This window comes from Algisphaera agarilytica (genome assembly GCF_014207595.1).
In the GTDB taxonomy this organism is placed as follows: domain Bacteria; phylum Planctomycetota; class Phycisphaerae; order Phycisphaerales; family Phycisphaeraceae; genus Algisphaera; species Algisphaera agarilytica.
In genome coordinates this window covers 480,303-503,434 of record NZ_JACHGY010000001.1, presented here as the reverse complement: position 1 = coordinate 503,434, position 23,132 = coordinate 480,303, and the positions used below count along the sequence as shown (strand labels likewise).

Here is a 23,132-nt window from a genome sequence, read left to right as displayed (position 1 = left end):
GGGTGAGGCGGGGGACACGGATTCGCTCTTTGACATTTGAACCCGCCGAATCACTCGGGGAGCGATTTGAGCAGTTGGGCTTCGTTCCATACCTCAACACCCAGCGACTCGGCCTTGGTCAGTTTGGACCCCGCTGATTCGCCGGCGATCAGGATGTCGGTGTTCTTGCTGACGCTGCCACTGACCTTGGCGCCGAGTGTTTCGAGCTTGGCCTTGAGGTCGTTGCGCTTGAAGTGTTCGAGGGTGCCGGTGAGGACGATCTTCTTGCCGGCGAAGGGCGAGTCGCCGCTGCTTTCGACCACGGCCGGTTGCTCTTCGGTCAGGTCGACGCCGGCTTGTTTGAGTTCATCAATGACGTGCTGTCCCGTTTCGTTGTGCAGGAAGTCGTACAGGGATTGGGCGGTGATCGGGCCGACGTCTTCGAGGGCCTCAAGTTGTTCGAGGTCGGCGGCGACAAGCGCGTCGACATTACCGAACGCCCGGGCGAAAACGCGCGACCCGCTGTTGCCCACGTGACGGATCGTCAGTCCGGCCAACACGCGGGCCAGACCGCGGCCCTTGGCGTCTTCGATGCCCTGGACGAGGTTGTCGACCTTCTTCTCGGCCATACGTTCGAGGGCGAGGATGTCCTCGCGTTTTTCGTGCAGCTGGAAGATGTCGCCGAGGTTGGTGAGCAGCCCGGCGTCGGCGAGTTGATGAATGGTCTTTTCGCCCAGCGCATCAATGTCCATCTGGTTGCGGCCGACGAAGTGGATAAGCCGTTCACGGAACTGGGCGGGGCACTCGGGGTTCGGGCAGTAGCGGGCGGTCTCGTCGAGCGGGCCCAACGGTTCGGGCGGCTCGATGTGTTTGGGCTTGGCGGCGAGTTTCTCGGCCTTGGCTTTTTCGCGTTCGACCTTGCGTGCGTACACCTCGTGTTCCTGCACGCGTCGGCTGTCCATCTCGATCTGGACCGGCGTGCCACATTCGGGGCAACGGTCGGGTGCGGTGGGCGGCTGGGTGTTCTTCGGCCGTTTCTCCAGGACGACGCGGACGACCTGCGGGATGATCTCGCCGGCTTTCTCGATGACGACGGTGTCGCCAACGCGGATGTCTTTGCGCAGCATCTCGCCGAAGTTGTGCAGCGACGCATGCGTGACGGTGGTGCCGGCGAGGAAGACGGGGGACATGGTCGCCCTCGGTGTGAGCTTGCCGGTTTTTCCGACCTGCCATTCGACGGTCTCGAGCACGGTCTGGGCTTGCTCGGCGGCGTACTTGTAGGCGATGCACCAACGCGGGGATTTAGACCGGGTGCCGAGCTTGTCCTGCACATCGTAGCGGTTGAATTTGATGACCATGCCGTCGGTGGCGTAGGGCAGGGTGTGGCGTTTCTCGTCGAACTCGGCGACGAAGTCCCACGCCTCATCGGCGGTTTCGCAGACGCGGAAGTCTTCATGCGTCGGCAGGCCGAGCTGCTTGAGCGAAGCGAGAAATCGGTCGTGGGTCTGATCGAAGCCGTCGGTGGTTTCGCTTTCGAGTACGCCTCGGCCGTGGGCGATGAAGGCCAGGCCGCGGATGACCTTGGCGGGGTCTTTTTGTTTGAGGGTGCCGGCGGTGGAGTTGCGGGGGTTGGCGAAGAGTTCGAGGCCGTCTTGCTCACGTTGGGCGTTGACGCGTTCGAACACGGCGTTGGGCATGTAGATCTCGCCGCGGACTTCGAGGACGTCGGGGATGGGCATGCGGGCTGAAGCCCGCACGCCCGGCGAGGGTTCGAGCCGGAGCGGGATGGCGTTGACGGTATTGATGTTGTGGGTGATGTCGTCGCCCTTGGTGCCGTCGCCGCGGGTGAGGGCTTGAGTGAGGACGCCGTTTTCGTAGCGGAGGGAGAGGGCGACGCCGTCGATCTTGGGTTCGAGGATGAGTTGGGTGGCGGGGGGTTGGTCGCTGTCGCCGCCGAAGAGGCCGCCGTCGTCGGGGAAGTCTTTGCCGATCTCTTTGCCGACGCGGGTGATCCAGGTGTCGAGTTCTTCCTTGCTGTAGGTGTTGTCGATCGACAGCATGGGCACGGTGTGGGCCACGGTGACGAAACCCTCGATCGGCGCACCGCCGACACGCTGCGTGGGCGAGTCGGGCGTGAGCAGTTCGGGGTGCTCGGCTTCGAGGTCTTGCAGTTCGCGGAGCAGTTCGTCGAACTCGCGGTCGGAAATCTCTGGCGCGGCGTCGGTGTAGTACAGCCGGTTGTGGCGGTGCAACTCGTCCCGGAGGGTGGCGGCGCGTTGTTGTTGTGCGGCGGTGGCGGGCATGAGTGGGATTGTAAGTTTGTGGGTGTGATGAGGCGCGAAAAGGAACCCGCGGAAGGCTGCGCCATCCGCGGGCTTTCATTTGTGCCAATACGTTTGCCTGCTCCCTACTGGTTAATTCCGGATCGCTTTGTCCAACGCCGATTGGGCGGCGGGGAAGAGGCCTCGGCCGGCGTCTTTCAGTGCGGCGAAGTTGTTTTCGCGCTTGAGCTGACGCACCAGGTCTTTGAGGTGGGCGTCGCGGTCGCGGACGTAGCGGGGGAAGGCCTGCTCGAGTTCGGAGCGGGTGTATTTGGACAGCGGGTCGTTGAGGCCGGTCTGCACGACGGCCCAGTCCATGAGGGCCCGCGGCTCGGTGGAGAAGCGGTAGGTCTTGAGCGTGGCGGCGAGGCGTTCGGGGAGGCTGGCGAAGGGGTCGGAGAGCTCGTCGGGCAGGTCCCAGAGTTCGTTGGACTTGGCGCCGTCGGGGTCCATGGCGTCGAGCCAACCGCTGCCGCTGGAGCCGTTGCCCGCGGATCCGTCGCCGTTGGGGGTGACCGACGCGGCGGCCTTGGCGGTTTTTGGCTGGGGCAGGGGGGGCTGGGGGGTGTTGCGACGGGTCTTGGGCTTGGCGGGGGCGACGGGCTTGGCCTCGCCTTCGCGGATGAGCGGGGCGATGGCGGTGTTGATGTTCTTTCGGCCCTGGTTGGCGAAATCGACGGTGAGCCGCTGGGCACGGGTGCCGTCGGGCTGAGCGATGGCCTGGATGCTGCGTACGGTACCCACGCCCCACTCGGGGCGTTTGGGGTGGCGGACCGTATCGCCTTGGGCGAAACGAATCGGGGTTGTCATGGGGTAGCTCTACAAAAAGGGTACGTCAGGCTGGTGCCGGCGGGGCCGAGCATCCACAGCATGGATAAACACAAAAACGGTCTAGTACAAACGGATGGGGCGTACGCCAGCAGAATCGCCGGTCGGACCCAAGAAGTATCACAGAAGGACAGTAAATCAATCCCCTGGGAGCGTTCGCCCGGCTCTCAACCCGGGCATCCCATCCGAAGCGCTATCGGCTGCCTGTCGAGCAGACTGCAATATTATAGCTAGAAAACGCCTTCGGTGGGGCAGATGGGAACTTTTTAAAGCGTCGGATTTGACCCGCCTGAATTCGTGCCTATACTTCCCTCACTAAGGGATTACCCCCAAATTCGACCCCCGGAAGCCCGCGCGTAGTTCTTCCTGAACTCGCGTGGGTTTTTTCTTGGCTTTAACGAAACCTCGTCAATCAGACGGGTCGTAATCTTTTATTCCAAAGAAGGTTGTGTCGAAAAATCAGAGCGGATCACGCCCGCCGATCCCCCGGCTCTCCTCGCCCGGCAGGGCGTCTTCCTCGTCCTGCTCGGTATCAGCCTCTTCTTCGTAGAGTTCGTTCTGATATTTCTCGCTGCGGGTCACCACCGAGGTCGTCTCCAGCAGCTTGTTGATCCGTCGACGCACCAGGAAAATCATCGGCACGTGCGGGATCCGCCGCAGCTCGGTCCGCCCGGTCGCGGAGTACACGACCAGCGTCCCCGCGCCGCACAGCAGCAGCTCCAGCAGGTCGGGGAACGTGCTCCGCACCCGCTTGGCTCCGCGGGCCAGCGAGTCGTCGGCTCGGCCCCACGAGTAGTGCTCGAACTCGTTGTGCGTGATCCGCCAGCGGTGCTGCAGCCGGGCGTACACCAGCATCGTCGCGTACGGCGGCAGCAACAGCAGACTCAGGCACAGCCCAAACGACGGGTCGTATTGCACATCCCGGTTCGCCAGCCAGCGGTAAGCGTCGCCCACCACGGTCAGGCTATCGAACCGCGCATCGAGCCATTTGCCCAGGAAAAACAGCGCCAGGAACACGACCAGCCAGAACACCGCGTGGTCGCGTTCGAGGTCCACCCCCACGGTCAGGACCACCACCACGATCGTGATGAGGTAGATCCAGCCGATCACTTCCGCGTTCCAGTCCCACATCGCCACGGTCGGCCAGAGGATGAAACCCGCCACGATCAACGGCCAGATGAACAGCAGCTTCGGGTAGGTGTGGAACACCACCTGCCGGATCGGGGGCTTGACCTTTTTGGGTTTGGGGGGTTTCTTGGCCATCGCGGAATCGCCTCCTGCAGCAGACGGGGTGCTCTCGGGCGTCGCTACCTTTGTATCCGCGGGCGGGGTGGCATCTTCGGGCATATGCACACTTTACTTCCCATTGCCGAGAGAGGCAGGCCCCTCGGACAACGAATCAGGGGAAAACACTCAGGCCAAGAATTCCGCATTGGACTTGGTGGCGTTTTCCTTCCATCATGGGGCGAGTGGTTTCTACATGTCTCTGCGGAGATCGACGCCCATGCCCGATTCCCCGGTTTTCACCAGCCCCGAGCCGTTCGAAGCCGAACGCATCAACGCCTTGGCCATCTACTGCTCAGACGGCCGATTCGGCGAACAGTTCGACGACTTCCTCCACCACCATTTATGCCTGCCGCGATACGACCGCCTCGCGGTGCCCGGCGGCCCGGCGTGTCTGGCGGGGCACTACACCAGCGAAAACGAACTCATCGGGATCAAGTCCCAGATCCGTTTTCTGATCGAAGCCCACAACCTCAACACCATCGTCCTGATCCAGCACCACAACTGCGCGTTCTACGCCCACGCGATGCCGGGCAAGCAGTTCGAGCAGATCAAGCCCGCCCAGGACCTCGATCTGGGCGCGGCTGCGGCGGAGCTGCGCAAGATGCGCCCGAGCCTGCGGGTGTTGACGATATTCGCACGGCTGGTGGGCGACCGGGTGCAGTTTGAGGAAGTCCATCCGGAGGCGGTTTCCACGAACTGAGTTCGTCGGACGGGTTGGGGGGCGTGCGGTTTGGAAACCGCTATGGTGTGAATCAACATGGATGTTTCTCTACTCCTCGACAACCTGCGAACCCCCGCGATCCTGTTCTTCGGGCTGGGCGTGTTCGCCGCGGTCGTTCGGTCGGACCTGGCGCTGCCGCAACCCATCCCGAAGTTCCTGTCGGTCTACCTCTTGATGGCCATTGGGCTGCACGGCGGCGTCGAGCTGATGCGTAGCGAGATCGACACCTCGGTCGTCCTGATTCTTCTCGCGGCGGTGGGGCTGTCGGCAGCGACGCCGCTCTGGTCGTTCTTCGTCCTGCGGCTGAAGCTGGACGTGCCCAACGCCGCGGCGATGGCGGCGACCTACGGCTCGATCAGCGCGGTCACCTTCATCACCGCCACCAACTTCCTCGACTCGCTCAACAGCACCGACCCGGCCTACACCCCCGGCGGCTACATGGTCGCCGCGATGGCGCTCATGGAAAGCCCGGCGATCGTCGTCGGCGTACTGCTCGCCCGCTACTTCGCGTCCCCCGCCAAGGACAGCGATTCCTCCTCCGATCCGCTGCCCCAAGAGGACCGGGGCAAGATCGACTGGGGCGAGCTGCTGCGGGAAGCGTTTTTCAACGGCGCGGTGATCGTGCTGGTGGGGTCGCTGCTCATCGGCATCGCGATCGACGAGAAGGGGTGGGACAGTATCCAGCCGTTCGTCTACACGCCGTTCAAGGGCGTGCTCTGCCTGTTTCTGTTGGACATGGGTCTGGTTGCCGCGCGGCGGTTGTCGGACCTGCGTCGCTGTGGTCCGTCGCTGATCGCCTTTGCGATTCTGAGTGCGCCGCTGCACGCATCGCTGGGCATCGCGGTGGCGTGGCTGCTGGGCGTGGGGCAGGGCGATGCGTTGCTGCTGGCGGTCCTGGCGGGCAGCGCGAGCTACATCGCGGTGCCGGCTGCCATGCGTCTGGCGGTGCCCGAAGCCAACCCCGGTCTTTATGTCACCATGTCGTTGGCGGTGACGTTCCCCTTCAACATCACCGTCGGGATCCCGTTGTACCTGGCGATCATCGAGGCGCTCTGGGCGTAACCCCATGAAACCAATCAAACGCATGGAAATCGTCATCGGCACCGTCCACGCCGATCGGGTCATCGAGGCACTGCGAAGTGTCGGCGTCACCGGCTACACCGTCATCAACGGCGTGTCCGGCTCGGGCGACCGCGGCACCCGGCGGATCGACGGCGTGTCGGGCGCGTTCGAGAACTGCATGGTGATCTCGGCCTGCGACGAATCCCTCGTCGACCCGGCGGTCAAGAAGATCAAACCCATCCTCAAACGCTTCGGCGGCTTGTGTCTCGTCAGCGATGCGCAGTGGATCATGCACTGATTCAATCAACCTGTTCGGTGAGATCAGTTGATCCGCTCGTTGAGCAACGGCTACAGAAACACAAAAAAGCAGCCCGACGCGACGGGGTGTCGCGTCGGGCTGATGGTTCTTCCTCCGCCCCGTGTTAGTCTGCGGCGGGTTGGGTCAGGTAGGCCAGGACGGTGTCGTTGGCCGCGGCCTTGGTTTCTTCGGAGTGGCCGTTGTCCTTGGCGTCCGAAGCGATCTTGAACAAGGCGCTGTGCAGCTTTTCGCCGTCGATTTCTTTCGCCAACGTGAACGAAGCGTTTTGCTCGAAGGTGTCGGCCCAGATTTCGCGGACGTCTTCCCAGTAGGCCGCGGTCTTTTCCCAGTACACCCGGCCGGCGGTGAAGTCGACGTCGTCGGTGCGGTCGTAGACGTTCAGGCCCGATTCGTGGGCGATGACTTTGAGCGGTTGGCCTTGGTCGTCGAGGACAAGCTTGTGGTTGTCTTGCTCGTGGACCCAGCCTTCGGGCGTGATGGTGTGGCGGTTGTGCGCGACCAGGACCTGGTAGTCGGACCGCTTGGAGAATTCACGGCGGGGCAGGGGACGCCAAGTGGTTTCGGAGTTCCAGGCCGAGCGTTCGCCGACGTGTTCCCACGTGCCGTAGGCCTCGTAACGCGGCGAATCGTCGACTTGGTAGACGGCCTGGCTCCAGGTGCCTTGGACCTTGGCCGGATCGACGGTCACGGTTTCCCAGGTCTGGTTGCCGCGGAACTCGAGCAGCTCGGTGTCCTGGTAGGTCCAGTCCTGCCGCCAGTGCTTGACGACCACGGCCTCGGCGTCTTCCTTGAGGTTGCCTTCTTCGTCGCGGGGCTGCATCACGAGGATGTGCTGGAGCGAGATGAAATCGCCGGTGTCGGCGATGACCTCAACGAACTCGGTGGCCTTGGAGTTGTAGGGGTCTTTCAGTTCGTAGTCGGCCTCGATGGCGACAGTTTCCTGGAACTGGAACTTGACCTTGTACTCACCGGCCATGGCGAGGATGGCTTGGCGGTCGGCTTCGGGGGCGAGCGATTCGCCGTGATGGCTGTGGGAGACGCCGTGGGTGTGCGGATGGTCGTGGTCGTGTGCGGCGGCGCTTTCGGTCAGCGTGTCTTTGAGTTTGTCGGCGGCTTTGCCTTCGCAGCCGCAGGGCTCGCAGGCGCTGGCGGTGCCGATGGCGAAAGTAAGCGTGAGGACCACGGTGAGAACGGTCAGAGTCAGGCGGAACATAATCGGAATACCTTTCGGTCGGGTTAGGGGGAGAAGTCGTAGTCGGCGGTCTTGGCCTTGTTGGCCCAGAGACGCATGTCGTCGAGTTGGGAGGCGGACAGGCCGGCGGCGTGTCCGTCGAAGAACGCGGTGTTCGTGGCGGTGCTGTATCGGCCCTCGGGGATGCCGGCGATGCTCACGGGCATCAGGTTGTCGAAGCGGTCGCCATCGGCACGCCACCGTTCGCCGTTGGCGTGGGGTGGGGTGAGGAAGTGCAGCCCGGCCTGCGGGTCGTCGGAAAACGCGGGGTCGTCGCCCAGCCGGGCCTGGGCCTCGGCGAAGACGATGAGTTCGCTGGGGCGTTGCGCCTCGATGGCCCGGAAGACCACGTGTTGTCCGCGGTTGGGCACGTAATCGCCCAGGGAGGGCGAGAGCCTGAAGCCGTCGAACGGCCCGTAGTGCCCGCCGACGTAGACCGAGTTGATCCCGATGCTGGGGTAGAGGCTGAGGTTGTACGCCTTGAGGAAGGCGTCGCTGGGGGAGTCGCTGGTGGTGGGGATGTCGGGCACGGCCTGGTGGCTGTGCAGGATGTCCCAGACGCCGTTGACGTAGCGCTCGAAACGCCACGCGTAGCGTTCGGCGACCGGGATGCCGAATGTGTGGCCCGTGGTGGTTTGCGTTTGCACGGGGTTACCCGCGATGGTCGGCGGGGTGTATCCCCAGAGCACCTGGCCGTCGTGGTCCTGCTGGTACAGGTTGTAGCCGATCATCATCTGCCGGAGGTTGCTCAGGCCTTTGGCTTGTTGGGCGGCCTTGCGGGCTTTGCCCAGAGCGGGCAGCAGGATGCCCATCAGCAACGCGATGATCGAAATCACCACGAGCAGCTCGATCAGCGTGAAGCCGAGTTTGGGTTTGGATTGAACGGGTCGACGCATATTCGTGATTCGTCTGATCGAGGATGAAAAATCCCCGCAACCGCTTTGGCGGTTGCGGGAAGGCGGGTGCTAAGCGATTAGGCGCGACGACGGGTGAGCATCGTGATGGCGCCCAGCCCGAGCAGTGCCAGCGAGGCGGGCTCGGGCACGGGGTTGGGTTCGGCGTAGAAGCCGAAGGGCTGGATGGCGGTGTCGATCGAGAGGCGGTCGAGGCTCATGTGGGCGCCGGTCGCGTTGAAGGTCAGCGTCAGGTCTTCCACGCCCGGGATGCCGTCACCAAACGCGGCGTAGGGGATGTTGAAGAGGAACCAGCTGTCGACCAGCTCGCCGCCGAAGCCGCCGAGGGCGATGCGACCGAGTTCAGCGGTATCCACGGCGGCGATGCCGTTGAGCAGCACCGAGCTGTAGTCCAACTCGGTGCCCTGGCTGCGGATCTGCACGATGGCGGTGACGTTGTGGTCGGGGGCCGGGGCGGTGACGTCGGCTTCGGGGGTGGTCACCGTGAACGACGAGGCCGCGCCGGCGTGGTAGATGTTGCCGCCGCTGGTGATGAACGACCCGCTGACGGTTTCGGTGAGCGAGGCGGTGCCGTTGCCGTTGACATTGCCCACGTCGGGGGTGGCGCCGCTGTTGGTCGAGAAGACATCCCACTCCTGATACGTCGTTCCGCCGATCCCACGGCTCCAGCTGGTGGGGGAGACAAACGCGGCGCTAGCCGACAGGGGGGCGAAGCAGGCGATCATGCCGAGAGCGAGGCGGGTACTGAACTTGGGGCCCATCTTGGGTTCTCCTGGGTATCCAAAAGTCGCTCAGCGTTTGGGCTGAGTGGGGTGGGGGATAGGCCGTGATTGCCAATCCCCACCGGATACCGGAGGATGGGGTTCGGCGACCTCACGGCCGTCAACTCGGGCGGTTGGATGTTGCTTGCTAGGTACGCCAGCCGCCCACTTTTTCGTCTCAATAATCATTGAGACGCATTCTCATTAACAGGAGAGTAGCGGTGCTAATTGGGGCTGTCAATGTTGTTGAGAATAATTCTCATTAAATTGACAGGGGAGGGGACTCGAAGGGTTGATATCGAGGGGGCCGTTGTGGATGCGAAGCCGGAGCTTCAGAACCGGGCCGAGATAGAGATGCTGGGGGTGAGGCTGGTGATGCTGTAGTCGAATTGGTCGAGGGAGCTCTCGTTTTGGGAGTAGACCAGGCCGACGAAGGCTTCGACGTTGGGGTTGAAGATGTAGCGCAGGTTGAGGAAGCCCGAGACGGTGAACTCGTCGCGTGATTCGCCGGTGATGTCTTCGAAGTAGTCGTCGTAGGCCTCGTACTCGCAGACGACCCCGCCGACCAGGCCGACCTGGGGGGAGAGGACGTAGGAGCCCGTTAGCCTTGCCCAGATCTGGTTCGACTCGTAGTCGCTCGGGCTGGCGAGGACGCGGGCGATTTGGACCCGGCCGGTGAGTTGGAGGCCGTTGTCCAGCACCCAGGTGTCTTGCACGTAGGTGCCGATGCGGGTCTGCGTGAGTTCGGCGGCGCTATCACCCTGGGCCATGATGTCGTCGTAGATGAGCAAGCCGCCCACGGTGACGCCTTTGACCGGGGTCGATGCGACGAGGCCGGCGGTGAAGTAGTCCGAGTCGAGTTCGTCGAAGTCCTGGTAGCGGAATCCGCCGACCGCGATCAGGGCGGTGACATCGACCCGCTCGCCGACGAGTGTTTCGGCCCCGAAGAAAAATTCGCCGAGGCCGACCAGGTCGTTCTCTTTGGTGTCGTCCACGAAAGCGTTGTTGGTGATCTCGACCCCGGCGGTGGCGCCTGCGAAGAAGATGTCGTGCTCGGCCAGGAGCAGCAGATCGTCGTCTATGTCGGTGCTGACGGCCGGGTCACCCTCGGTGGTGCGGGTGGGGTTAAACGGGTTGGGCACCGTGTCGCGTTGGCGGGCGGCTTCGTTGGGCGAGCCAGGCTGGGCGAGTGTGGTGCAGGGGAGTAAACCTGTCGAAACCAGGGCGAGGATCAGGATGAACGTACGGAATGGGCACATAGGTTGCGGAGGGGCAAAGGTTGGAGATCGTTTGCAGGCGTCAGACCGATAGCGGCCGGGGAGATCTCGGCTTGGAAACGCCAATCGGTTGTGGCTCGCTCAAATGGGTTTCAGTTGCAAGGGCTCAGTGGTGCATTCATCGTTACTGCGAAAAGGAAACCGATGAGCTGCTGATGGTAAAGCCAGCGCTGGAGGAGGAGCTTGAACTCGAGCTCGAACTTGAGGAACTGTGGCTTGTCGTGCTGTTGGGGCACACGAATCCGGTACCGTTAAACATGCATTCGCTACTGCCGTTGGACGAGTTGTTTAGAACGTTTTCACTCAAGAACGCGGCCTGGGTTTGATCGAGTACGAGACCCTCTGACATGTCCTCGCCGAGATCCAAGACAAAACTATCCTGATAGACCGTGTAGCTCCCCGAAATGGAGCCTTCAAGATTGGAATCACCCGCGTAAAGGGTGACACCCGCCAATGAGGCATCAGAAGCGGAGCCCGACGAAGAACCGGACGAGGAGGACTGCGTCTGCGTGTTGGACGCGACCTGCAACACGAACGCCTGCAGGTTGCCCAGATTAGTCGACAGGTTGCTTTCGCGTTGCGCGAGGTTCTGCAGCGCTGCGGACTGGCCTTCGCCCCGGGCCAGGATGCGGTTGGCGGCGTTGGGTGCTTCGCCCCCCGCGGCATCGGAGGACGCGGCGGCGGCTTGCTGATTCCACCACAGGTCCACGGTGGAACTGCCGGTGCCGAAGGGGTCCATGGGCACCTCGATGCTGCCTTGCCCGTCGCTGAACGAAAGCAGGACCGTCTCGGAGGAATCCGAGGTGGGTGCGTCGATGGCCGGGTGCATCTCGGTCAGCCACTGCTCGATCTGCTGGGGCGTGAAGGCGTCGGCTTCCTGGGCCATGGCGGCGGGGGTGGCGAGCAGGCCGGCGGCGAATGCGGTTGTGGCGAGGTGGCGGGGGATGGATCGGGTCATGGAGGGCCTCGGAATCAGGGGGTTGGGGTGGCGGCGGTGATGGGTTCGATGCGTTGGACGAAGACGCCGCCATCGAACACGGTGAGGTGGATCTGGTAGGGCTTGTTGCCGGCCAGGAAGACGAAACGCATGGGGTCGGGCGTGGCTTTGATCGAGCCGAGCGCGATGCCGCTGGCCCAGTTCTGCTCGAGGACCCGGGTCGCGATGGCGCGGCGGTCTTCTTCGAGTCGGCCCTCTTTGGCCGAGCTGCGGAACGGCGTGGGGTCGAGCAGGGCGGCGATCGTCTCGGCGTTGTTCGCGTTGGCGGCCTGGAGGAAGGTGAACGCGACGAGCTCGGGCAGTTCGTGGATGTCGTCGACCGAGCGCTTGAGGCGGACGAGTGTCGGGGTGGTGTAGCTCTGGCGGAGGGCTTCGACGTCGTCGTTCATCGGCGAGCCGACGTTGAGGTTGGTCGGCCGAAGCACGCCCCAGAAACGCTTTTGCTTCTGGACCTTGATGGTGCGGTCGAGATCAGTGGCGAGGTCGCTGCGTCCGGCGTCGCGCAGGGTCTGAGCAAACTCACGCGCCGCGAAAACATTCTTGCCCGGCGGGGTGGTGCCGAGGTGGCGAAGAAGCAGCACGTCGCCGGATTCGAGGACGCCCGCTTCGCAGTTAGCTTGGCCCTTGAGGACGGCGGCGAAGATGAATTCGCTGCTCATGCCCAGCACGATCCGGGTCTGGTCTTGCTCGGCCGTGATGCTGACGTCCCAGAGGTAGGCCTTGTCTTCGTTCTGGAGATCGACCACCAGCCACTGGTCGACCAGCGTGCGCAACACATGGCTGCCGTGCACCCATTGGTTGTCTTTGACGGTGTGGAAGGACGGCGCGGCGGAGGATGGGTTCGCGATCAGGAGTCCGCCGAGAACCAACGAAACCGCCGCCCAACGGATCGCCGATCGAAGGACGCCGCCGCGCCTCGATGCGTTGGATTTAGCAATTACGCTCAATCTCCCCGCTGGGGAATCACCACGAAACCTCTTGCCACCCACGAAATCACCTGCCTCAGAACCACGGAAAATAAAACAATCAACGGAATTGAACCGAGATCATCCTATAGCCCGCCTGCGTCTGCACAAGGTCAATTTCGCATTAAGAACTCTTGGCCTGCCCCGCGACGATCTGGTCGAGGATCATGATCTTCTGCTATATCTTGCCCGACAGCCCGGTGGTGAGGGTCTCGATCTCGTCGACCGCGGCGAGGACCACCGCGTCCTGGGTGTTCTGGGCGTAGAGCGCCGCGACCTTGCCGATGAGCGAGAGCATCTCGCTGCAGTAGTCGAGGTATCGGCCCATGAGGAACGGGGTAAGTTGGTCAACCTGGGGCTTGGCGTCGGGGTTGGTCGGGTCGATCACGATGAGCTCTTCGTGGACCAGTCGTTCGGGGTCTTTGGAGAACTGGTGCATGTCGATGACGTGGGCCAGGGCCCGCATCTCCTGCACGGCCGCGAGGACCTTGCGCCGCTTGAGCCGGGTCTCGACCGAGAAGACAAAGAGGATGAGCAGGCCCAGGTAGACGACGGTGCTGATCGCCGCGTCGATGCCTTCGAGCACCGAGAAGGGCTCGTAGGTGTCGCTGAACCGCAGGGCGTGGAGGTAGGACAGCCCGATCTTCATCAGCACGCCCAGCATCGCGCTGACGATCACGGCGTTGATGACCCGCAGCGTCATGTTGGGCTTCTGCACGTCGACGGATTTGCTGACCGCTTCCCCCGCGAGGCTCCGTAGCAGGCGGGCGGTGTTGCCCAGGCCCCGGCCGGGTAGGCGGTAGTCGATCCGCTCGATGAGCAGCTCGATGGTCATCACGATGCGTTCGGAGCGGAGCTCGATGGTGGGAGATGCCTTTTTCACCGCACACAGGATAACCCCTCCGGACGTGCCGATTCTGCGAGAACCCCGCGAACGGTTCGCGGGATCGGGGAGCGGCAGGTTCCGGTTATTTGCCTTGCGGGCCTGCCCGATAGGAGGGGAGATGAGTGCGCCCGCTGGACGGATCGTGATCCTGTCGGACACCCACTTGGCCAACCCCGGCCGAGGTGCGGGGTCGGCGGCGGCGCTGCGCACGCTCTGGGAGGGCACCAGCGAGGTGATCTTCAACGGCGACGTCGCGGAGATCGCCGACGAAAAACTGCGCGGCCCCGCGGCACGGCAGGTCCTGGAGCTGATCGACCTCGCCGAGGCGGACGGCGTCAAGCTCACGTTCATCTCCGGCAACCACGACCCGCTGCTGACCGACCGGCGATACCTCCGCCTGGCCAACCGCGAAATCTTCGTCACCCACGGCGACATCCTGCACCCGGCCATCTCGCCCTGGACCGACCACGCCAAGCACCTCCAGGCCCTGCACGCCGACGCGGTGCTCTCGCTCGACCCCGAGAAGGCCCGGGACATCGACCACCAGCTCGCCGCGTGTCAGCACGCCTCGGTGGTGCAGTGGGACCACTTCGTGACCCAGCCGCATTCACATGAAGACGCTAACGCGTTGCGTCGCGGGCTCGAACGCTTCGGGCTCGGCCGGAAGGTCAATCGGCGGTCGTCGCAGGGCGTCAAGGTCGCCAAGGCGTTGTACTACTGGTACACGATCCCCCGCCGGGCGATGGGCTTTGCCCGACGCTTCGCCCCCGAGTCGCGGTTCTTCATCTTCGGCCACATCCACCGCGCGGGTATCTGGCACGACGACAAACCCCTGACCATCGGCAACGACGTGGTGGTCCCCGATGGCGGGCGCTACATCATCAACACCGGTGCCTACCAGACGCCACGCAACCCGCGGGCCGTGGTCATCGATGGCGGTGAGCTCAGCGTCTGGCCGGTGAAATACAACCTTAAAGGCCACCGCTTCGGTGAGAAGCCGTTGGCGCAATACACGCTGAATAACCCCGCGGTCCCCGCCCGTCACGATGGGCTGGACGACGACGTTACCATCGTCGCGGCGTGAGTTATTTTGCGTTAGCCTGACCGGGTATGACCACGGGCCTGATCTACGACGATCGTTTCCTCGAACACGACACCGGGCCGGGCCACCCCGAACGGCCCGATCGGTTGCGGGCGATCGTGTCGGCGTTGCAGGCGTCGGGCCTGTGGGCTCAGCTAAACCACCTGGCGTTTGAACCCGCGACGGCAACGCAGCTCCAGCGCTTGCATCCGCAGGACTACATCGATCGGGTGCACGACGCGTGTGTCGCCGGGCTGCCGTACATCGACGTTCCCGACTCGGCGATCAGCGAAGGCAGCGCCGAGATCGCGGTGCTGGCGGCGGGCGGCGTGCTGCGGGCGACCGAGGCGGTGATGTGGGGCGAGGTGGACAACGCGTTCTGTGCGATCCGTCCGCCGGGCCACCACGCCGAGCGCGACCGCTCGATGGGATTCTGCCTGTTCGGCAACGTCGCACTCGCCGCCGAGTCGCTCATCACGGACCACGGGTTGGAGCGTGTCGCCATCGTCGACTTCGACGTCCACCACGGCAACGGCACCCAGCACCTGCTCGAACACCGCGGCGACATCCTCTTCGTCAGCGTCCACGAACACCCCGACCACCAATACCCCGGCACCGGCTACGAACACGAGACCGGCATCGGCGACGGCGAAGGCGCGACCCTCAACGTCCCGCTCCCGCCGGGCAGTGACGACACGGCCTACCGGGCGGCGTTTGATCAGACCATTCTGCCGAAGATCGACGCGTTCGCCCCGCAGTTCGTCTTGTTCTCGGCGGGGTTCGACGCGGGCACGGCCGACCCGCTCGGCGGGATGCGGCTCAGCACCGACGGCTTCATCGAGATCACCCGCAAGGTGCGCGGCCTCGCCGACCGGCACGCCCAGGGGCGGATCGTGTCGGTGCTGGAAGGGGGGTACGACCTGGACGCCCTGGCGACGGGGGTGTGCGGACACGTTAGCGTGCTGATGGAGTCGGGCCTCGGTGGGACCGATATACTCGGTGGATGAGCACGGAAGCGGATAATTTGGATCCTTCACCGACCGCGGAGGCGGAGCCCCAGGAGTGGTACGCCCCGGGCCTGAGTTTTGCGTGCACCCAGTGCGGCAACTGCTGCACCGGCGCTCCGGGCTACGTGTGGTTCGATGACGACGAGGCCCAGGCGATGGCCGACGCGGTCGGCGTCGACAAGCGTGAGTTCTACCAGCGGTACGCCAAGCGCAAGTTCGGCAAGTGGACGCTGGACGAAGTGAAGTACCAGGGGCAGTACGACTGTGTGTTCCTCGAGCGCGACGCACAGGGCAAGGGGCGGTGCAGCATCTACGAAACCCGCCCGACGCAGTGCCGGACTTGGCCGTTCTGGGCCAGCAACCTGGCGAGCCCGCGACAGTGGGCCGAGGCGGCGCAAGACTGCCCGGGGATGAAACTGCCCGATGAGACGGGGGGCAAGTTCGTTCCGATCGAAGACATCCGGATTGAGCTGGCGAAGAATCCCGACGGGCTCTGAGGCTTGAGTGTTGCGGGATGAGGTAGAGTGCTGTCATGCGCGATGCCGAATCAGGATTGTGGGCGGGGTGGCGTGAGGCGTCGGCGAGGGCCGAGGTCGATGTGGCGTTGCGCGGGTTGTACGCCGAGCTGGACGCGACGATCGCGGCGAAGGGGCCGACGTGTTGGAGCAGCGGGAAGTGCTGCAAATTTGTCGAGTTTGAGCACCGGCTGTATGTCACCGGGCTGGAGATCGCGTGGTTTCTGGGCGGGGTCACAGCGGCGGAGGGCGATGCCGAAACGAATGAGCCGTGTGGTGGGATCCGCCTGCCGCAATTCGCCGAGCACCCCGGGGCGTGTCCGTATCAGATCGACGGGTTGTGCAGCACCCACGCGATCCGCCCGCTGGGCTGCCGCATCTTTTTCTGTCAGCAGGGCACCGAGGCGTGGCAGCAGGATGTGTACGAAGATTTCCTGGGCCGCCTACAATCGCTGCACCAGGCCCACGGCATCGAGTACCGCTACATGGACTGGATCGCCGGGCTCGAACAAGCCGGGGCGTGATTCGTTGGCTTCATTTCATGTTTTTCGAAAGGGGCGTCCATGCTTCGCTTGATCTGCCTTGTCTTTGTTGTGATGGCCACCGGCTGCTCAACCGCCGCCTACGTTGATGAAGAAGACCGCTCGGTCTCGTTGCTCGACATGGAGCTCTCGCAGTGGGAGGTCTGGATGGGCATCCCCCATGTCACCGTTGAAGGCCTGCCCGAAGGGACCTTCCAGAGCGACAACGTCCACAAGGGCGAGCCCATGGGGCTGAACAACGACGTCAAAAACGTCTTCACCATGATCGAGGAAGACGGCCAGCCCACCCTCGCGATCACCGGCGAGATCTACGGCGGGCTCACCACGCTCGACTCCTTCGAGAACTACCACTTCAAAACCGAGTTCCGCTGGGGCGACCAGAAGTGGGAGCCACGCCTCCACGTGAAACGCGACAGCGGCATCCTCTACCACTGCTACGGTGAGCACGGCTCGTTCTGGAACGTCTGGAAGTCCTGCCTCGAATACCAGGTCCAGGAAACCGACCTGGGCGACTTCATCCCGCTCGCCGGGCCCAAGGCCCAGATGCGCGGGACCTGGCTGAACAAAAAACGCCTGAGCTACGACCCCAACAGCACCGAGTTCCACACCGCGTCCGGATACACCTCCGCCTTCATCGAACCCGATGCGCCGCACGGCGAATGGAACACGCTGGAGTTCTACGTGATTGGCAACGACGCGGTGCACCTGGCCAACGGCGAGATCGTGCTGGTCCTGCACGACGCGGTCGATGGCAACGGCGACCCGCTGGTGCGCGGGCAGATCCAGATCCAGTCCGAGGCGGCCGAGTGCTACTACCGCAACATGACGGTCACGCCGATCACCATAGACGACCTGCCCGCCAACGTCGCGGCGGCGTTCGCCGACGGCCCGCCGGTGGTCGAAGAAGCAATAAAAGAAGCCCAGCCCGCGTCAGCCGAGTAGCGGCAGGAGTTCGCTGGGTTGATGGATGATCGCATCGGCGCCTGCGTCGCGCATCTCCTCGACCGAGCGTAACCCCCACGACACGCCGACGGTGAAGAAGCCCGCGGCCTTGCCGGTGAACATGTCCACGTTGGTGTCGCCGACGTAGGCCCAGCGTCCGGGCGCGATCCCGAGTTCCGCCGCGATCTCGAGTGCCGCCTTCGGGTCGGGCTTCACGGGGTAGCCTTCGCGATGACCGCGTACCGCGTCGAAGTCCCATCGGCCGAACACACGCCGCACCATGTCTACGGTCGCTTCGTCGGGCTTGTTGCTCATGACCGCGAGCTTCAGGCCTTGCGCGGTCAACGCGTGGAGTAGCTCCGCGATGCCGGGGTAGGGGGCGCAGAAGTCGTAGCGGTGCTCGGCGTAGTAGGCCTTGAACGCCGCGCTAGCCGGTTCAAAGTGTTCCTGGTGGTCGGGCCCCAGCGCATCGCGGATCAGGCGTTCGACGCCCTGCCCGACGAGGGTGCGGTACTGGTCGAGTTCGTAGCCCGGTCGGCCGACGGCGGCCATCGCGTGGTTCCCCGCCTCGGCCAGGTCACGCAGCGTATCGGCCAGCGTGCCGTCCAGATCAAACATCACCGCGTCGAATTTCATGGCGGGAGTGTAACGTGATTGCGTCACCTCCCCCCAGCACTTATCTTTTGTTGTGGTTCTTTAGGCCTTTGGAGTCCGCATGGCTCAGAGTAAAGCTGCTTCGTCCGCGTCGTCCGATGCGCCCACCCCCGAGGTTGTCTCGGCGTTGGGTCTTGTGCCTTCGGGCAAGTTTGTTCTCACCGCGCAACACGAAGACCGCCGAGCGGGCATGCTCGTGCACTGGGTGCAGCAGGTGTGTGCCCAGCCGCCGATGATCAGTGTCGCCGTGGCCAAGGGCAAACCCATCATGCCGCTCATCAGCGAGTCGCGCAAGTTCGCGTTGTGCCAGCTCGGCGAAGACGACCGCCTGATGCACCGCAAGTTCGCCCAGGACTCCGACCTCAGCGACGACCCGTTCCTGGGTTTTGACCTGCACCCCAGCAAGCTCGGCAACGTGCCGATCATGGCCGGGTCGCTGGCGTACTTCGAGTGTGAGTTGTCCTGCCACATGGACGTCGAGGGCGACCACGACCTGTTCGTCGGCCAGGTCCACGCCGCCCGCTCGGGCGACGGCACCCCCCGCGTGTGCTACACCTCGGGCGCCGCCCAACCCGAGCCCTCGGACAGCACCGCCGCCGCGGGCGAGTGAATACTCACCGGGGGGCGACCCGCTAAACTTGGGGCATGTCTGCCACCACGATCCCGTCCAACATCGATGATCCGATCAACGCCCAGATCCTCGCGGTCTCCGAAGACCGCGTGCAGGGCTTTACCCGCTTCCCGCTGACTCAGATCGCCGAGGCGGCCGAGCTCCCGCTGGAGACGATCATCGAGCGCATCGGCGCGATGCTCGAAGCGGGCACGATCCGCCGGGTGCGTCAGACGCTGCTGGCGACCAGCCTTGCGCCGGGCGCGCTTGTCGCCTGGAAGGTCCCGCCCAAGCAGCTGCTCTCGGCCTTCGACTTCATGTTCAAAGAAGACCCGTTCTCCGGCCACGTCGTCCTCCGCACCACCGACAAAGAAACCCCCGGCAGCCAGTACAAGCTCTGGACCACGCTCAAGGTGCCCAAGCCCTACAGCATGGAGAAGCACTGCGAATACCTCTGCCAGCAAACCGGGGCCGAGGCGTTCAAGCTGCTGCCCGCGAACAAGCTGTTTGCGCTCGGCGTCGGCCACGTACGTCGCAAGGAACTGCAACCCGGCGACCGCACCGAAGAGCCCGGCCGGGTGTTGGACACCAAAATCGTCGAGCTGACGGATCGCGAGTGGCGGGTGCTCATGGCGCTCAAGCGTGAGTTCGAGCCGAGTGAATTGCAGGAAGACCTCTGGGCCCCGCGGGCCGAGGAAGCGGGCGAGAGTTTGGCCGACTTCTGCGAGATCGCCGAGAGCCTCAACCAGCGCCGCGTCATCGGCCGATTCAGCACGTTCCTCGAACACGTCAAGAAACACAAAGACGGCGCCCGGGTCACCAAGTTCAACGCGCTGTTCCACTGGCGTGTGCCCGAAGGCAAGGAACTCGAAGCCGGCCAAGAGGTCGGCCGACACCTCTGCATGACCCACGCCTACTGGCGCGAGGGCGGGCCGGAGTTCTCCAACGTCAACATCATGGGCGTCTCCCACGGCACCGAGAAGGACAAGGTCCTGGCCCACAAAGCCGCCATCGACCAGCACCTCGAAGAGGCCGGCATCCCCGTCAGCTACACCAACGTCTTCTGGGGCGGCCAAAGCGAAATCAAACCCAGCGAGATTAGCCCGATCGCGTACCGCGCGTGGTGCGAGGAGCGGGGGTTGGATGTTGAGGCGATGAAAAACTGACGCAGCTGCGCGGAGTAAGTTCGTGTATTTCGGTTATTGAAGCCGATCGCCTGCGCGGCGGGCGGTCAGGGCTCCGCCCCGACACCCCGATATCGTTTACGCGTTCGAGAGATGGGGTTTTTGCCTTTGGGGTGCAGGGGTATCCCCTGCCGCCCGCCGCGTAGGCGATCGCCATATAAAGATGAGCCAAGCGATTCCAACGGTATCATTTCAAGCTAATGCAAACCCGTCGCTACAAACTCACCGTCGCCTACGACGGCAGCGCCTTCCACGGCTGGCAGAAGCAGCAGCCGCCGGATCAGGAGTGGCCGCGCACGGTGCAGGGTGAGCTGGAAGCCGCGATGATGCAGGTGTTGCGGCAGCCGTCGGAGGTATTTGATCTGCTCGGGGCGAGCCGGACGGACACGGGCGTGCACGCGGTGGGGCAGGTCTGTCATTTCAGTTCGGACACGACGATCCCGGTCGAACGGCTGAGCCGGGCGATCAACAGCAGGCTACCCAAGGACATCGATGTGCGTCACGCCGAGGTGGTGCACGATGAGTTCGATGCGATCCGCGACGCGACCGACAAGCAGTACCGCTACCGCATCTACAACACCCGCCACCGCCCGCTGGGGATTCGGCACCTGGTCCACCACGAGTGGGCCGACATCGACGTCGCGTCGATGCAGGACGCGGCCAGGCGGCTCATCGGCACACACGACGTCGAGGGCTTCGCCGCCGCGGCGCACGGCCGAACGACGACGGTGCGCACGATCCACAACTGCCATGTCGAGGAACACCCACTTTCGGTGGGCAGTGGCGAGTCCACGGCGTTAAGCAATGCGGACCTCCCCAACGGGGCGCACGTCACCTCGGCGGGACGTGAGATCCACGTGGTTATTTCCGGCAGCGGCTTCCTCTACAACATGGTCCGAATCGTCGCGGGCACGCTGCTGGATGTCGGCATGGGCCGGATGCCCCCGGAGCGGATCGATGAGATTTTGGTGACCCAGAACCGCCAGATCGCGGGGCCGACGCTGCCGCCGAACGGGTTGTGTCTGGAGTGGGTGAAGTACGGTTAGTCTCTGGGCGTGGCCTTCATCACGGAGACTCGGAGACGCGAAGGCTCTAAGAAAACAAGTGATCGATTGTTGGCGAATGAATGCGTGTGTTGAGTTGGTTTTATCTTTTCTGATAATCGCATTCCTCCGCGTCTTTGCGTCTCTGAGCCTCCGTGATTCAACGCTCTCCCAGTAAACTCACTCCCATGCGAATCCTCCACGTCATCACCCGCCTCATCCTCGGCGGAGCGCAGCAGAACACGGTGATGTCCTGCAAGGCCCAGGTCGACGCGGGCCACGAGGTCCACCTCGCCTACGGCCCGATCCACGGCCCCGAGGGTTCGCTGCTCGAAGAAGCCAAGGCGAGCGGCGCGACGCTGCACGAGATCAAGCCGATGGTGCGGGAGTTGAGCCCGCTGAACGATTGGCGGTGTTATCAAGCGGTACGGAAGTTAGTTCGCGAGCTTCGGCCGGATATTGTGCATTCGCATTCCAGCAAGGCGGGGATTTTAGTTAGGGCGGCTGCCTGGAAAGAGCGTCGAAATCCTATTCGTGAAGCCAGGTTTGAAGAAGCCCGGAAGAAGGGTATTAAGTTGAGGTTGAGGCCTCCCGACCCGAGAGAATTTCGCCCGCAAGTCATCCACACCGTCCACGGCCTCCCGTTTCACGACGAGCAATCCAAGTTCATCCACAACCTCTACGTCCGTTTGGAGATGTACGCCGCGAAGCGATGCGATCACTTGATCGCGATCACGCCGGAGATGGTCGAGGCGTTCGTCGAGAAGGACATCGCTTCGGCCGAGAAGTTCACGGTGATCCCCAGCGGGATTGATGTCGAGGCGTTTACGCCGCGACCCGAACGACGCGACGCGGTGCGGATGAAGTACGGCATCCCGCAGGACGCGTTGGTTGTGGGTCACGTCGGTCGGCTCGACCCGCTCAAGGGGCACGCCGATCTGTTGGATCAGTTGCCGAGGCTCCGGGAAAACGCTTCCGGGGGCGGGGGGCGGGATGTCTGGTTGTTCTTTGTCGGCGACGGCTTCCATCGGGCTGAGCTGGAAAAGCATCCGAGCATGGCGCTCGGCAAGACGGTGATGACGGGGCTGGTGCCGTTGTCGTCGGTGCCGGAGTGTTTGGCGGCGATGGACGTGATGGCGTTGCCGTCGTATCAGGAGGGGCAGAGCCGGACGCTGTGCGAGGCGTTGCTGTGCGGGGTGCCGGTGGTGGGGTACGACGTGGGGGGGATCCCGTCGGTGATCAAGGATGGCGAGACGGGCCGGTTGATTCCCTTAGGGAATTCGCCCATGCTCGGACAAGCCCTACTCGACCTGTTGGGCGATCCGGGGTATCTTGCGCGGCTGGCTGAGCGGGGGCGGCAGCACGTGATGGATCACTTCAGCGCCACGAAGATGAACCGCGAGCTGCTCGAGCTCTACGACACATTGTTGACCCCACCTTCCGCGGGACCCCCGAGCCCCGGAAGCGGATCGCCATGAACCAATCATCTGCCCTGACCTCGTCGCCCCGCCTGAACAAGAAGCAGGCCCACAAGCTAATCCACGGTCTGTGGAAGCAGAACGCCGACGCCATGTACCACCGGCGGGATATGAAGCTGCGTATCATCGCCGTGGCGGGCGTGGTGGCGATGCTGATCGGGCTGGGGGTGGGCGATATGCAGGGGCTGCCGCTGGTGCAGGCCGCGTCGCTCGTCGCCGGGGTGCTGGTGTTCGGCGGGGCGCTGTGGACCGCATCACGCAACTACAAGACCGACTTCAATCGCTTCGTGGTCGCGCACATGGCCGACGACGGCACGTTCCTCTACTGCCCGGAGTGTCAGGCACTCATGGGCGATCCCAACGACGAACACGTCCGCACGAACCCACCCACGTCCTGCACGGAGTGCGGGAGCAAGCCGTGGAAGTTCGAACGGCCCAAGTGATTTCAAATTAATTGTTGGCCGCGGCACCCCGGGTCATTGACCCGGGGCTAAAGTGTGCGCGGAACATTTCCTCCACGGAACCTGC

The 23,132-nt window shown here is 63.8% G+C and carries 24 protein-coding genes; 13 read left to right on the top strand and 11 right to left on the bottom strand.

Annotation, left to right across the window (positions count from 1 at the left end; all coding sequences use genetic code 11):
- Positions 1-50: 50 nt before the first annotated feature.
- The 3 genes from ligA to HNQ40_RS02170 form a co-directional block, all read right to left on the bottom strand.
- The gene (gene ligA, locus HNQ40_RS02180; protein ID WP_184675940.1) at positions 51-2,282 is read right to left on the bottom strand and encodes an NAD-dependent DNA ligase LigA; all 2,232 of its coding nucleotides are present in this window, start codon (positions 2,280-2,282) and stop codon (positions 51-53) included.
- A 111-nt stretch (positions 2,283-2,393) separates the two neighbouring features.
- Positions 2,394-3,110 carry a DUF3553 domain-containing protein gene (locus tag HNQ40_RS02175; RefSeq protein WP_184675937.1) on the bottom strand — a complete coding sequence of 239 codons (717 nt, stop codon included), beginning with the start codon at positions 3,108-3,110 and terminating at the stop codon, positions 2,394-2,396.
- A gap of 477 nt (positions 3,111-3,587) precedes the next feature.
- Positions 3,588-4,475 carry a hypothetical protein gene (locus tag HNQ40_RS02170; RefSeq protein ID WP_184675934.1) on the bottom strand — a complete coding sequence of 296 codons (888 nt, stop codon included), beginning with the start codon at positions 4,473-4,475 and terminating at the stop codon, positions 3,588-3,590.
- A gap of 157 nt (positions 4,476-4,632) precedes the next feature.
- Between HNQ40_RS02170 and HNQ40_RS02165 the strand changes: the two genes are divergently transcribed.
- Genes HNQ40_RS02165 through HNQ40_RS02155 form a run of 3 tightly spaced genes read left to right on the top strand, consistent with a single transcriptional unit; the run spans position 4,633 to position 6,496 of the window.
- On the top strand, positions 4,633-5,115 hold the full coding sequence (locus HNQ40_RS02165) for a carbonic anhydrase (RefSeq protein WP_184675932.1): 483 nt from the start codon (positions 4,633-4,635) through the stop codon (positions 5,113-5,115).
- A gap of 57 nt (positions 5,116-5,172) precedes the next feature.
- Positions 5,173-6,198 carry a sodium-dependent bicarbonate transport family permease gene (locus HNQ40_RS02160; protein WP_184675930.1) on the top strand — a complete coding sequence of 342 codons (1,026 nt, stop codon included), beginning with the start codon at positions 5,173-5,175 and terminating at the stop codon, positions 6,196-6,198.
- Between the two features lie 4 nt (positions 6,199-6,202).
- Positions 6,203-6,496 (top strand): P-II family nitrogen regulator, encoded by a 294-nt coding sequence (locus tag HNQ40_RS02155; RefSeq protein ID WP_184675928.1) that lies wholly within the window; start codon positions 6,203-6,205, stop codon positions 6,494-6,496.
- A gap of 124 nt (positions 6,497-6,620) precedes the next feature.
- On the opposite strand, the gene HNQ40_RS02150 is transcribed toward HNQ40_RS02155, so the two are convergent.
- From HNQ40_RS02150 to HNQ40_RS02120, 7 genes are all read right to left on the bottom strand, one after another.
- Positions 6,621-7,730: a DUF6607 family protein gene (locus tag HNQ40_RS02150; protein WP_184675926.1), complete on the bottom strand. Its 1,110-nt coding sequence runs from the start codon at positions 7,728-7,730 to the stop codon at positions 6,621-6,623.
- A gap of 23 nt (positions 7,731-7,753) precedes the next feature.
- On the bottom strand, positions 7,754-8,644 hold the full coding sequence (locus HNQ40_RS02145) for a type II secretion system protein (RefSeq protein WP_184675924.1): 891 nt from the start codon (positions 8,642-8,644) through the stop codon (positions 7,754-7,756).
- A gap of 77 nt (positions 8,645-8,721) precedes the next feature.
- Positions 8,722-9,423 (bottom strand): PEP-CTERM sorting domain-containing protein, encoded by a 702-nt coding sequence (locus HNQ40_RS02140; RefSeq protein ID WP_184675922.1) that lies wholly within the window; start codon positions 9,421-9,423, stop codon positions 8,722-8,724.
- Positions 9,424-9,755: 332 nt separating this feature from the next.
- Complete coding sequence (locus tag HNQ40_RS02135) at positions 9,756-10,682, bottom strand: hypothetical protein (RefSeq protein ID WP_184675920.1); 927 nt, start codon at positions 10,680-10,682, stop codon at positions 9,756-9,758.
- Between the two features lie 142 nt (positions 10,683-10,824).
- Complete coding sequence (locus HNQ40_RS02130) at positions 10,825-11,658, bottom strand: hypothetical protein (protein ID WP_184675918.1); 834 nt, start codon at positions 11,656-11,658, stop codon at positions 10,825-10,827.
- Between the two features lie 14 nt (positions 11,659-11,672).
- Positions 11,673-12,566, bottom strand: coding sequence for a hypothetical protein (locus HNQ40_RS02125; RefSeq protein WP_221435338.1), 894 nt, complete (start codon positions 12,564-12,566; stop codon positions 11,673-11,675).
- A gap of 274 nt (positions 12,567-12,840) precedes the next feature.
- On the bottom strand, positions 12,841-13,545 hold the full coding sequence (locus HNQ40_RS02120; RefSeq protein ID WP_184675913.1) for a hypothetical protein: 705 nt from the start codon (positions 13,543-13,545) through the stop codon (positions 12,841-12,843).
- A 121-nt stretch (positions 13,546-13,666) separates the two neighbouring features.
- Here HNQ40_RS02120 and HNQ40_RS02115 point away from each other — a divergent pair, with 121 nt between their 5' ends.
- From HNQ40_RS02115 to HNQ40_RS02095, 5 genes are read left to right on the top strand one after another with little or no spacing between them, the layout of a single operon-like run.
- Positions 13,667-14,632, top strand: a complete 966-nt coding sequence (locus HNQ40_RS02115) for a metallophosphoesterase family protein (RefSeq protein WP_184675910.1) — start codon at positions 13,667-13,669, stop codon at positions 14,630-14,632.
- A gap of 26 nt (positions 14,633-14,658) precedes the next feature.
- Positions 14,659-15,636: a histone deacetylase family protein gene (locus tag HNQ40_RS02110; protein WP_184675908.1), complete on the top strand. Its 978-nt coding sequence runs from the start codon at positions 14,659-14,661 to the stop codon at positions 15,634-15,636.
- On the top strand, positions 15,633-16,133 hold the full coding sequence (locus HNQ40_RS02105; RefSeq protein WP_184675906.1) for a YkgJ family cysteine cluster protein: 501 nt from the start codon (positions 15,633-15,635) through the stop codon (positions 16,131-16,133). The genes HNQ40_RS02110 and HNQ40_RS02105 overlap by 4 nt, the downstream gene beginning before the upstream one ends.
- Before the next feature lie 35 nt (positions 16,134-16,168).
- Positions 16,169-16,675 (top strand): hypothetical protein, encoded by a 507-nt coding sequence (locus tag HNQ40_RS02100; RefSeq protein WP_184675904.1) that lies wholly within the window; start codon positions 16,169-16,171, stop codon positions 16,673-16,675.
- Between the two features lie 39 nt (positions 16,676-16,714).
- Positions 16,715-17,635 (top strand): 3-keto-disaccharide hydrolase, encoded by a 921-nt coding sequence (locus HNQ40_RS02095; protein ID WP_184675902.1) that lies wholly within the window; start codon positions 16,715-16,717, stop codon positions 17,633-17,635.
- On the opposite strand, the gene HNQ40_RS02090 is transcribed toward HNQ40_RS02095, so the two are convergent.
- Entirely contained in the window at positions 17,624-18,271 is a 648-nt protein-coding gene (locus HNQ40_RS02090) for an HAD family hydrolase (protein WP_184675900.1), read from the bottom strand. The genes HNQ40_RS02095 and HNQ40_RS02090 overlap by 12 nt on opposite strands.
- A 79-nt stretch (positions 18,272-18,350) precedes the next feature.
- On the opposite strand from HNQ40_RS02090, the gene HNQ40_RS02085 reads away from it, so the two are divergent.
- The 5 genes from HNQ40_RS02085 (at position 18,351) to HNQ40_RS02065 (ending at position 23,047) form a co-directional block, all read left to right on the top strand.
- Positions 18,351-18,899 carry a flavin reductase family protein gene (locus tag HNQ40_RS02085; protein ID WP_184675898.1) on the top strand — a complete coding sequence of 183 codons (549 nt, stop codon included), beginning with the start codon at positions 18,351-18,353 and terminating at the stop codon, positions 18,897-18,899.
- 35 nt (positions 18,900-18,934) lie between these two features.
- Complete coding sequence (locus tag HNQ40_RS02080) at positions 18,935-20,065, top strand: Lrp/AsnC family transcriptional regulator (protein WP_184675896.1); 1,131 nt, start codon at positions 18,935-18,937, stop codon at positions 20,063-20,065.
- Between the two features lie 218 nt (positions 20,066-20,283).
- On the top strand, positions 20,284-21,129 hold the full coding sequence (gene truA / locus HNQ40_RS02075) for a tRNA pseudouridine(38-40) synthase TruA (protein WP_184675894.1): 846 nt from the start codon (positions 20,284-20,286) through the stop codon (positions 21,127-21,129).
- 185 nt (positions 21,130-21,314) lie between these two features.
- Entirely contained in the window at positions 21,315-22,604 is a 1,290-nt protein-coding gene (locus HNQ40_RS02070; protein ID WP_184675893.1) for a glycosyltransferase family 4 protein, read from the top strand.
- A complete protein-coding gene (locus HNQ40_RS02065; protein ID WP_184675891.1) occupies positions 22,601-23,047 on the top strand; it encodes a hypothetical protein in 447 nt (148 codons plus the stop codon). Before HNQ40_RS02070 ends, HNQ40_RS02065 begins: the two co-directional genes overlap by 4 nt.
- The last annotated feature ends 85 nt before the right edge of the window (positions 23,048-23,132 follow it).

What these genes read in the sequence shown, in the direction of transcription:
- HNQ40_RS02160 (WP_184675930.1), top strand. Translation starts at nt 5,173, where the DNA reads ATGGATGTTTCTCTACTCCTCGACAACCTGCGAACCCCCGCGATCCTG.
- HNQ40_RS02095 (WP_184675902.1), top strand. Translation starts at nt 16,715, where the DNA reads ATGCTTCGCTTGATCTGCCTTGTCTTTGTTGTGATGGCCACCGGCTGC.
- HNQ40_RS02140 (WP_184675922.1), bottom strand. Translation starts at nt 9,423, where the DNA reads ATGGGCCCCAAGTTCAGTACCCGCCTCGCTCTCGGCATGATCGCCTGC.
- HNQ40_RS02170 (WP_184675934.1), bottom strand. Translation starts at nt 4,475, where the DNA reads ATGCCCGAAGATGCCACCCCGCCCGCGGATACAAAGGTAGCGACGCCC.
- HNQ40_RS02155 (WP_184675928.1), top strand. Translation starts at nt 6,203, where the DNA reads ATGAAACCAATCAAACGCATGGAAATCGTCATCGGCACCGTCCACGCC.
- HNQ40_RS02175 (WP_184675937.1), bottom strand. Translation starts at nt 3,110, where the DNA reads ATGACAACCCCGATTCGTTTCGCCCAAGGCGATACGGTCCGCCACCCC.
- ligA (WP_184675940.1), bottom strand. Translation starts at nt 2,282, where the DNA reads ATGCCCGCCACCGCCGCACAACAACAACGCGCCGCCACCCTCCGGGAC.
- HNQ40_RS02130 (WP_184675918.1), bottom strand. Translation starts at nt 11,658, where the DNA reads ATGACCCGATCCATCCCCCGCCACCTCGCCACAACCGCATTCGCCGCC.
- truA (WP_184675894.1), top strand. Translation starts at nt 20,284, where the DNA reads ATGCAAACCCGTCGCTACAAACTCACCGTCGCCTACGACGGCAGCGCC.
- HNQ40_RS02150 (WP_184675926.1), bottom strand. Translation starts at nt 7,730, where the DNA reads ATGTTCCGCCTGACTCTGACCGTTCTCACCGTGGTCCTCACGCTTACT.
- HNQ40_RS02165 (WP_184675932.1), top strand. Translation starts at nt 4,633, where the DNA reads ATGCCCGATTCCCCGGTTTTCACCAGCCCCGAGCCGTTCGAAGCCGAA.
- HNQ40_RS02105 (WP_184675906.1), top strand. Translation starts at nt 15,633, where the DNA reads ATGAGCACGGAAGCGGATAATTTGGATCCTTCACCGACCGCGGAGGCG.
- HNQ40_RS02065 (WP_184675891.1), top strand. Translation starts at nt 22,601, where the DNA reads ATGAACCAATCATCTGCCCTGACCTCGTCGCCCCGCCTGAACAAGAAG.
- HNQ40_RS02085 (WP_184675898.1), top strand. Translation starts at nt 18,351, where the DNA reads ATGGCTCAGAGTAAAGCTGCTTCGTCCGCGTCGTCCGATGCGCCCACC.
- HNQ40_RS02070 (WP_184675893.1), top strand. Translation starts at nt 21,315, where the DNA reads ATGCGAATCCTCCACGTCATCACCCGCCTCATCCTCGGCGGAGCGCAG.
- HNQ40_RS02100 (WP_184675904.1), top strand. Translation starts at nt 16,169, where the DNA reads ATGCGCGATGCCGAATCAGGATTGTGGGCGGGGTGGCGTGAGGCGTCG.
- HNQ40_RS02110 (WP_184675908.1), top strand. Translation starts at nt 14,659, where the DNA reads ATGACCACGGGCCTGATCTACGACGATCGTTTCCTCGAACACGACACC.
- HNQ40_RS02135 (WP_184675920.1), bottom strand. Translation starts at nt 10,682, where the DNA reads ATGTGCCCATTCCGTACGTTCATCCTGATCCTCGCCCTGGTTTCGACA.
- HNQ40_RS02115 (WP_184675910.1), top strand. Translation starts at nt 13,667, where the DNA reads ATGAGTGCGCCCGCTGGACGGATCGTGATCCTGTCGGACACCCACTTG.
- HNQ40_RS02080 (WP_184675896.1), top strand. Translation starts at nt 18,935, where the DNA reads ATGTCTGCCACCACGATCCCGTCCAACATCGATGATCCGATCAACGCC.
- HNQ40_RS02090 (WP_184675900.1), bottom strand. Translation starts at nt 18,271, where the DNA reads ATGAAATTCGACGCGGTGATGTTTGATCTGGACGGCACGCTGGCCGAT.
- HNQ40_RS02145 (WP_184675924.1), bottom strand. Translation starts at nt 8,644, where the DNA reads ATGCGTCGACCCGTTCAATCCAAACCCAAACTCGGCTTCACGCTGATC.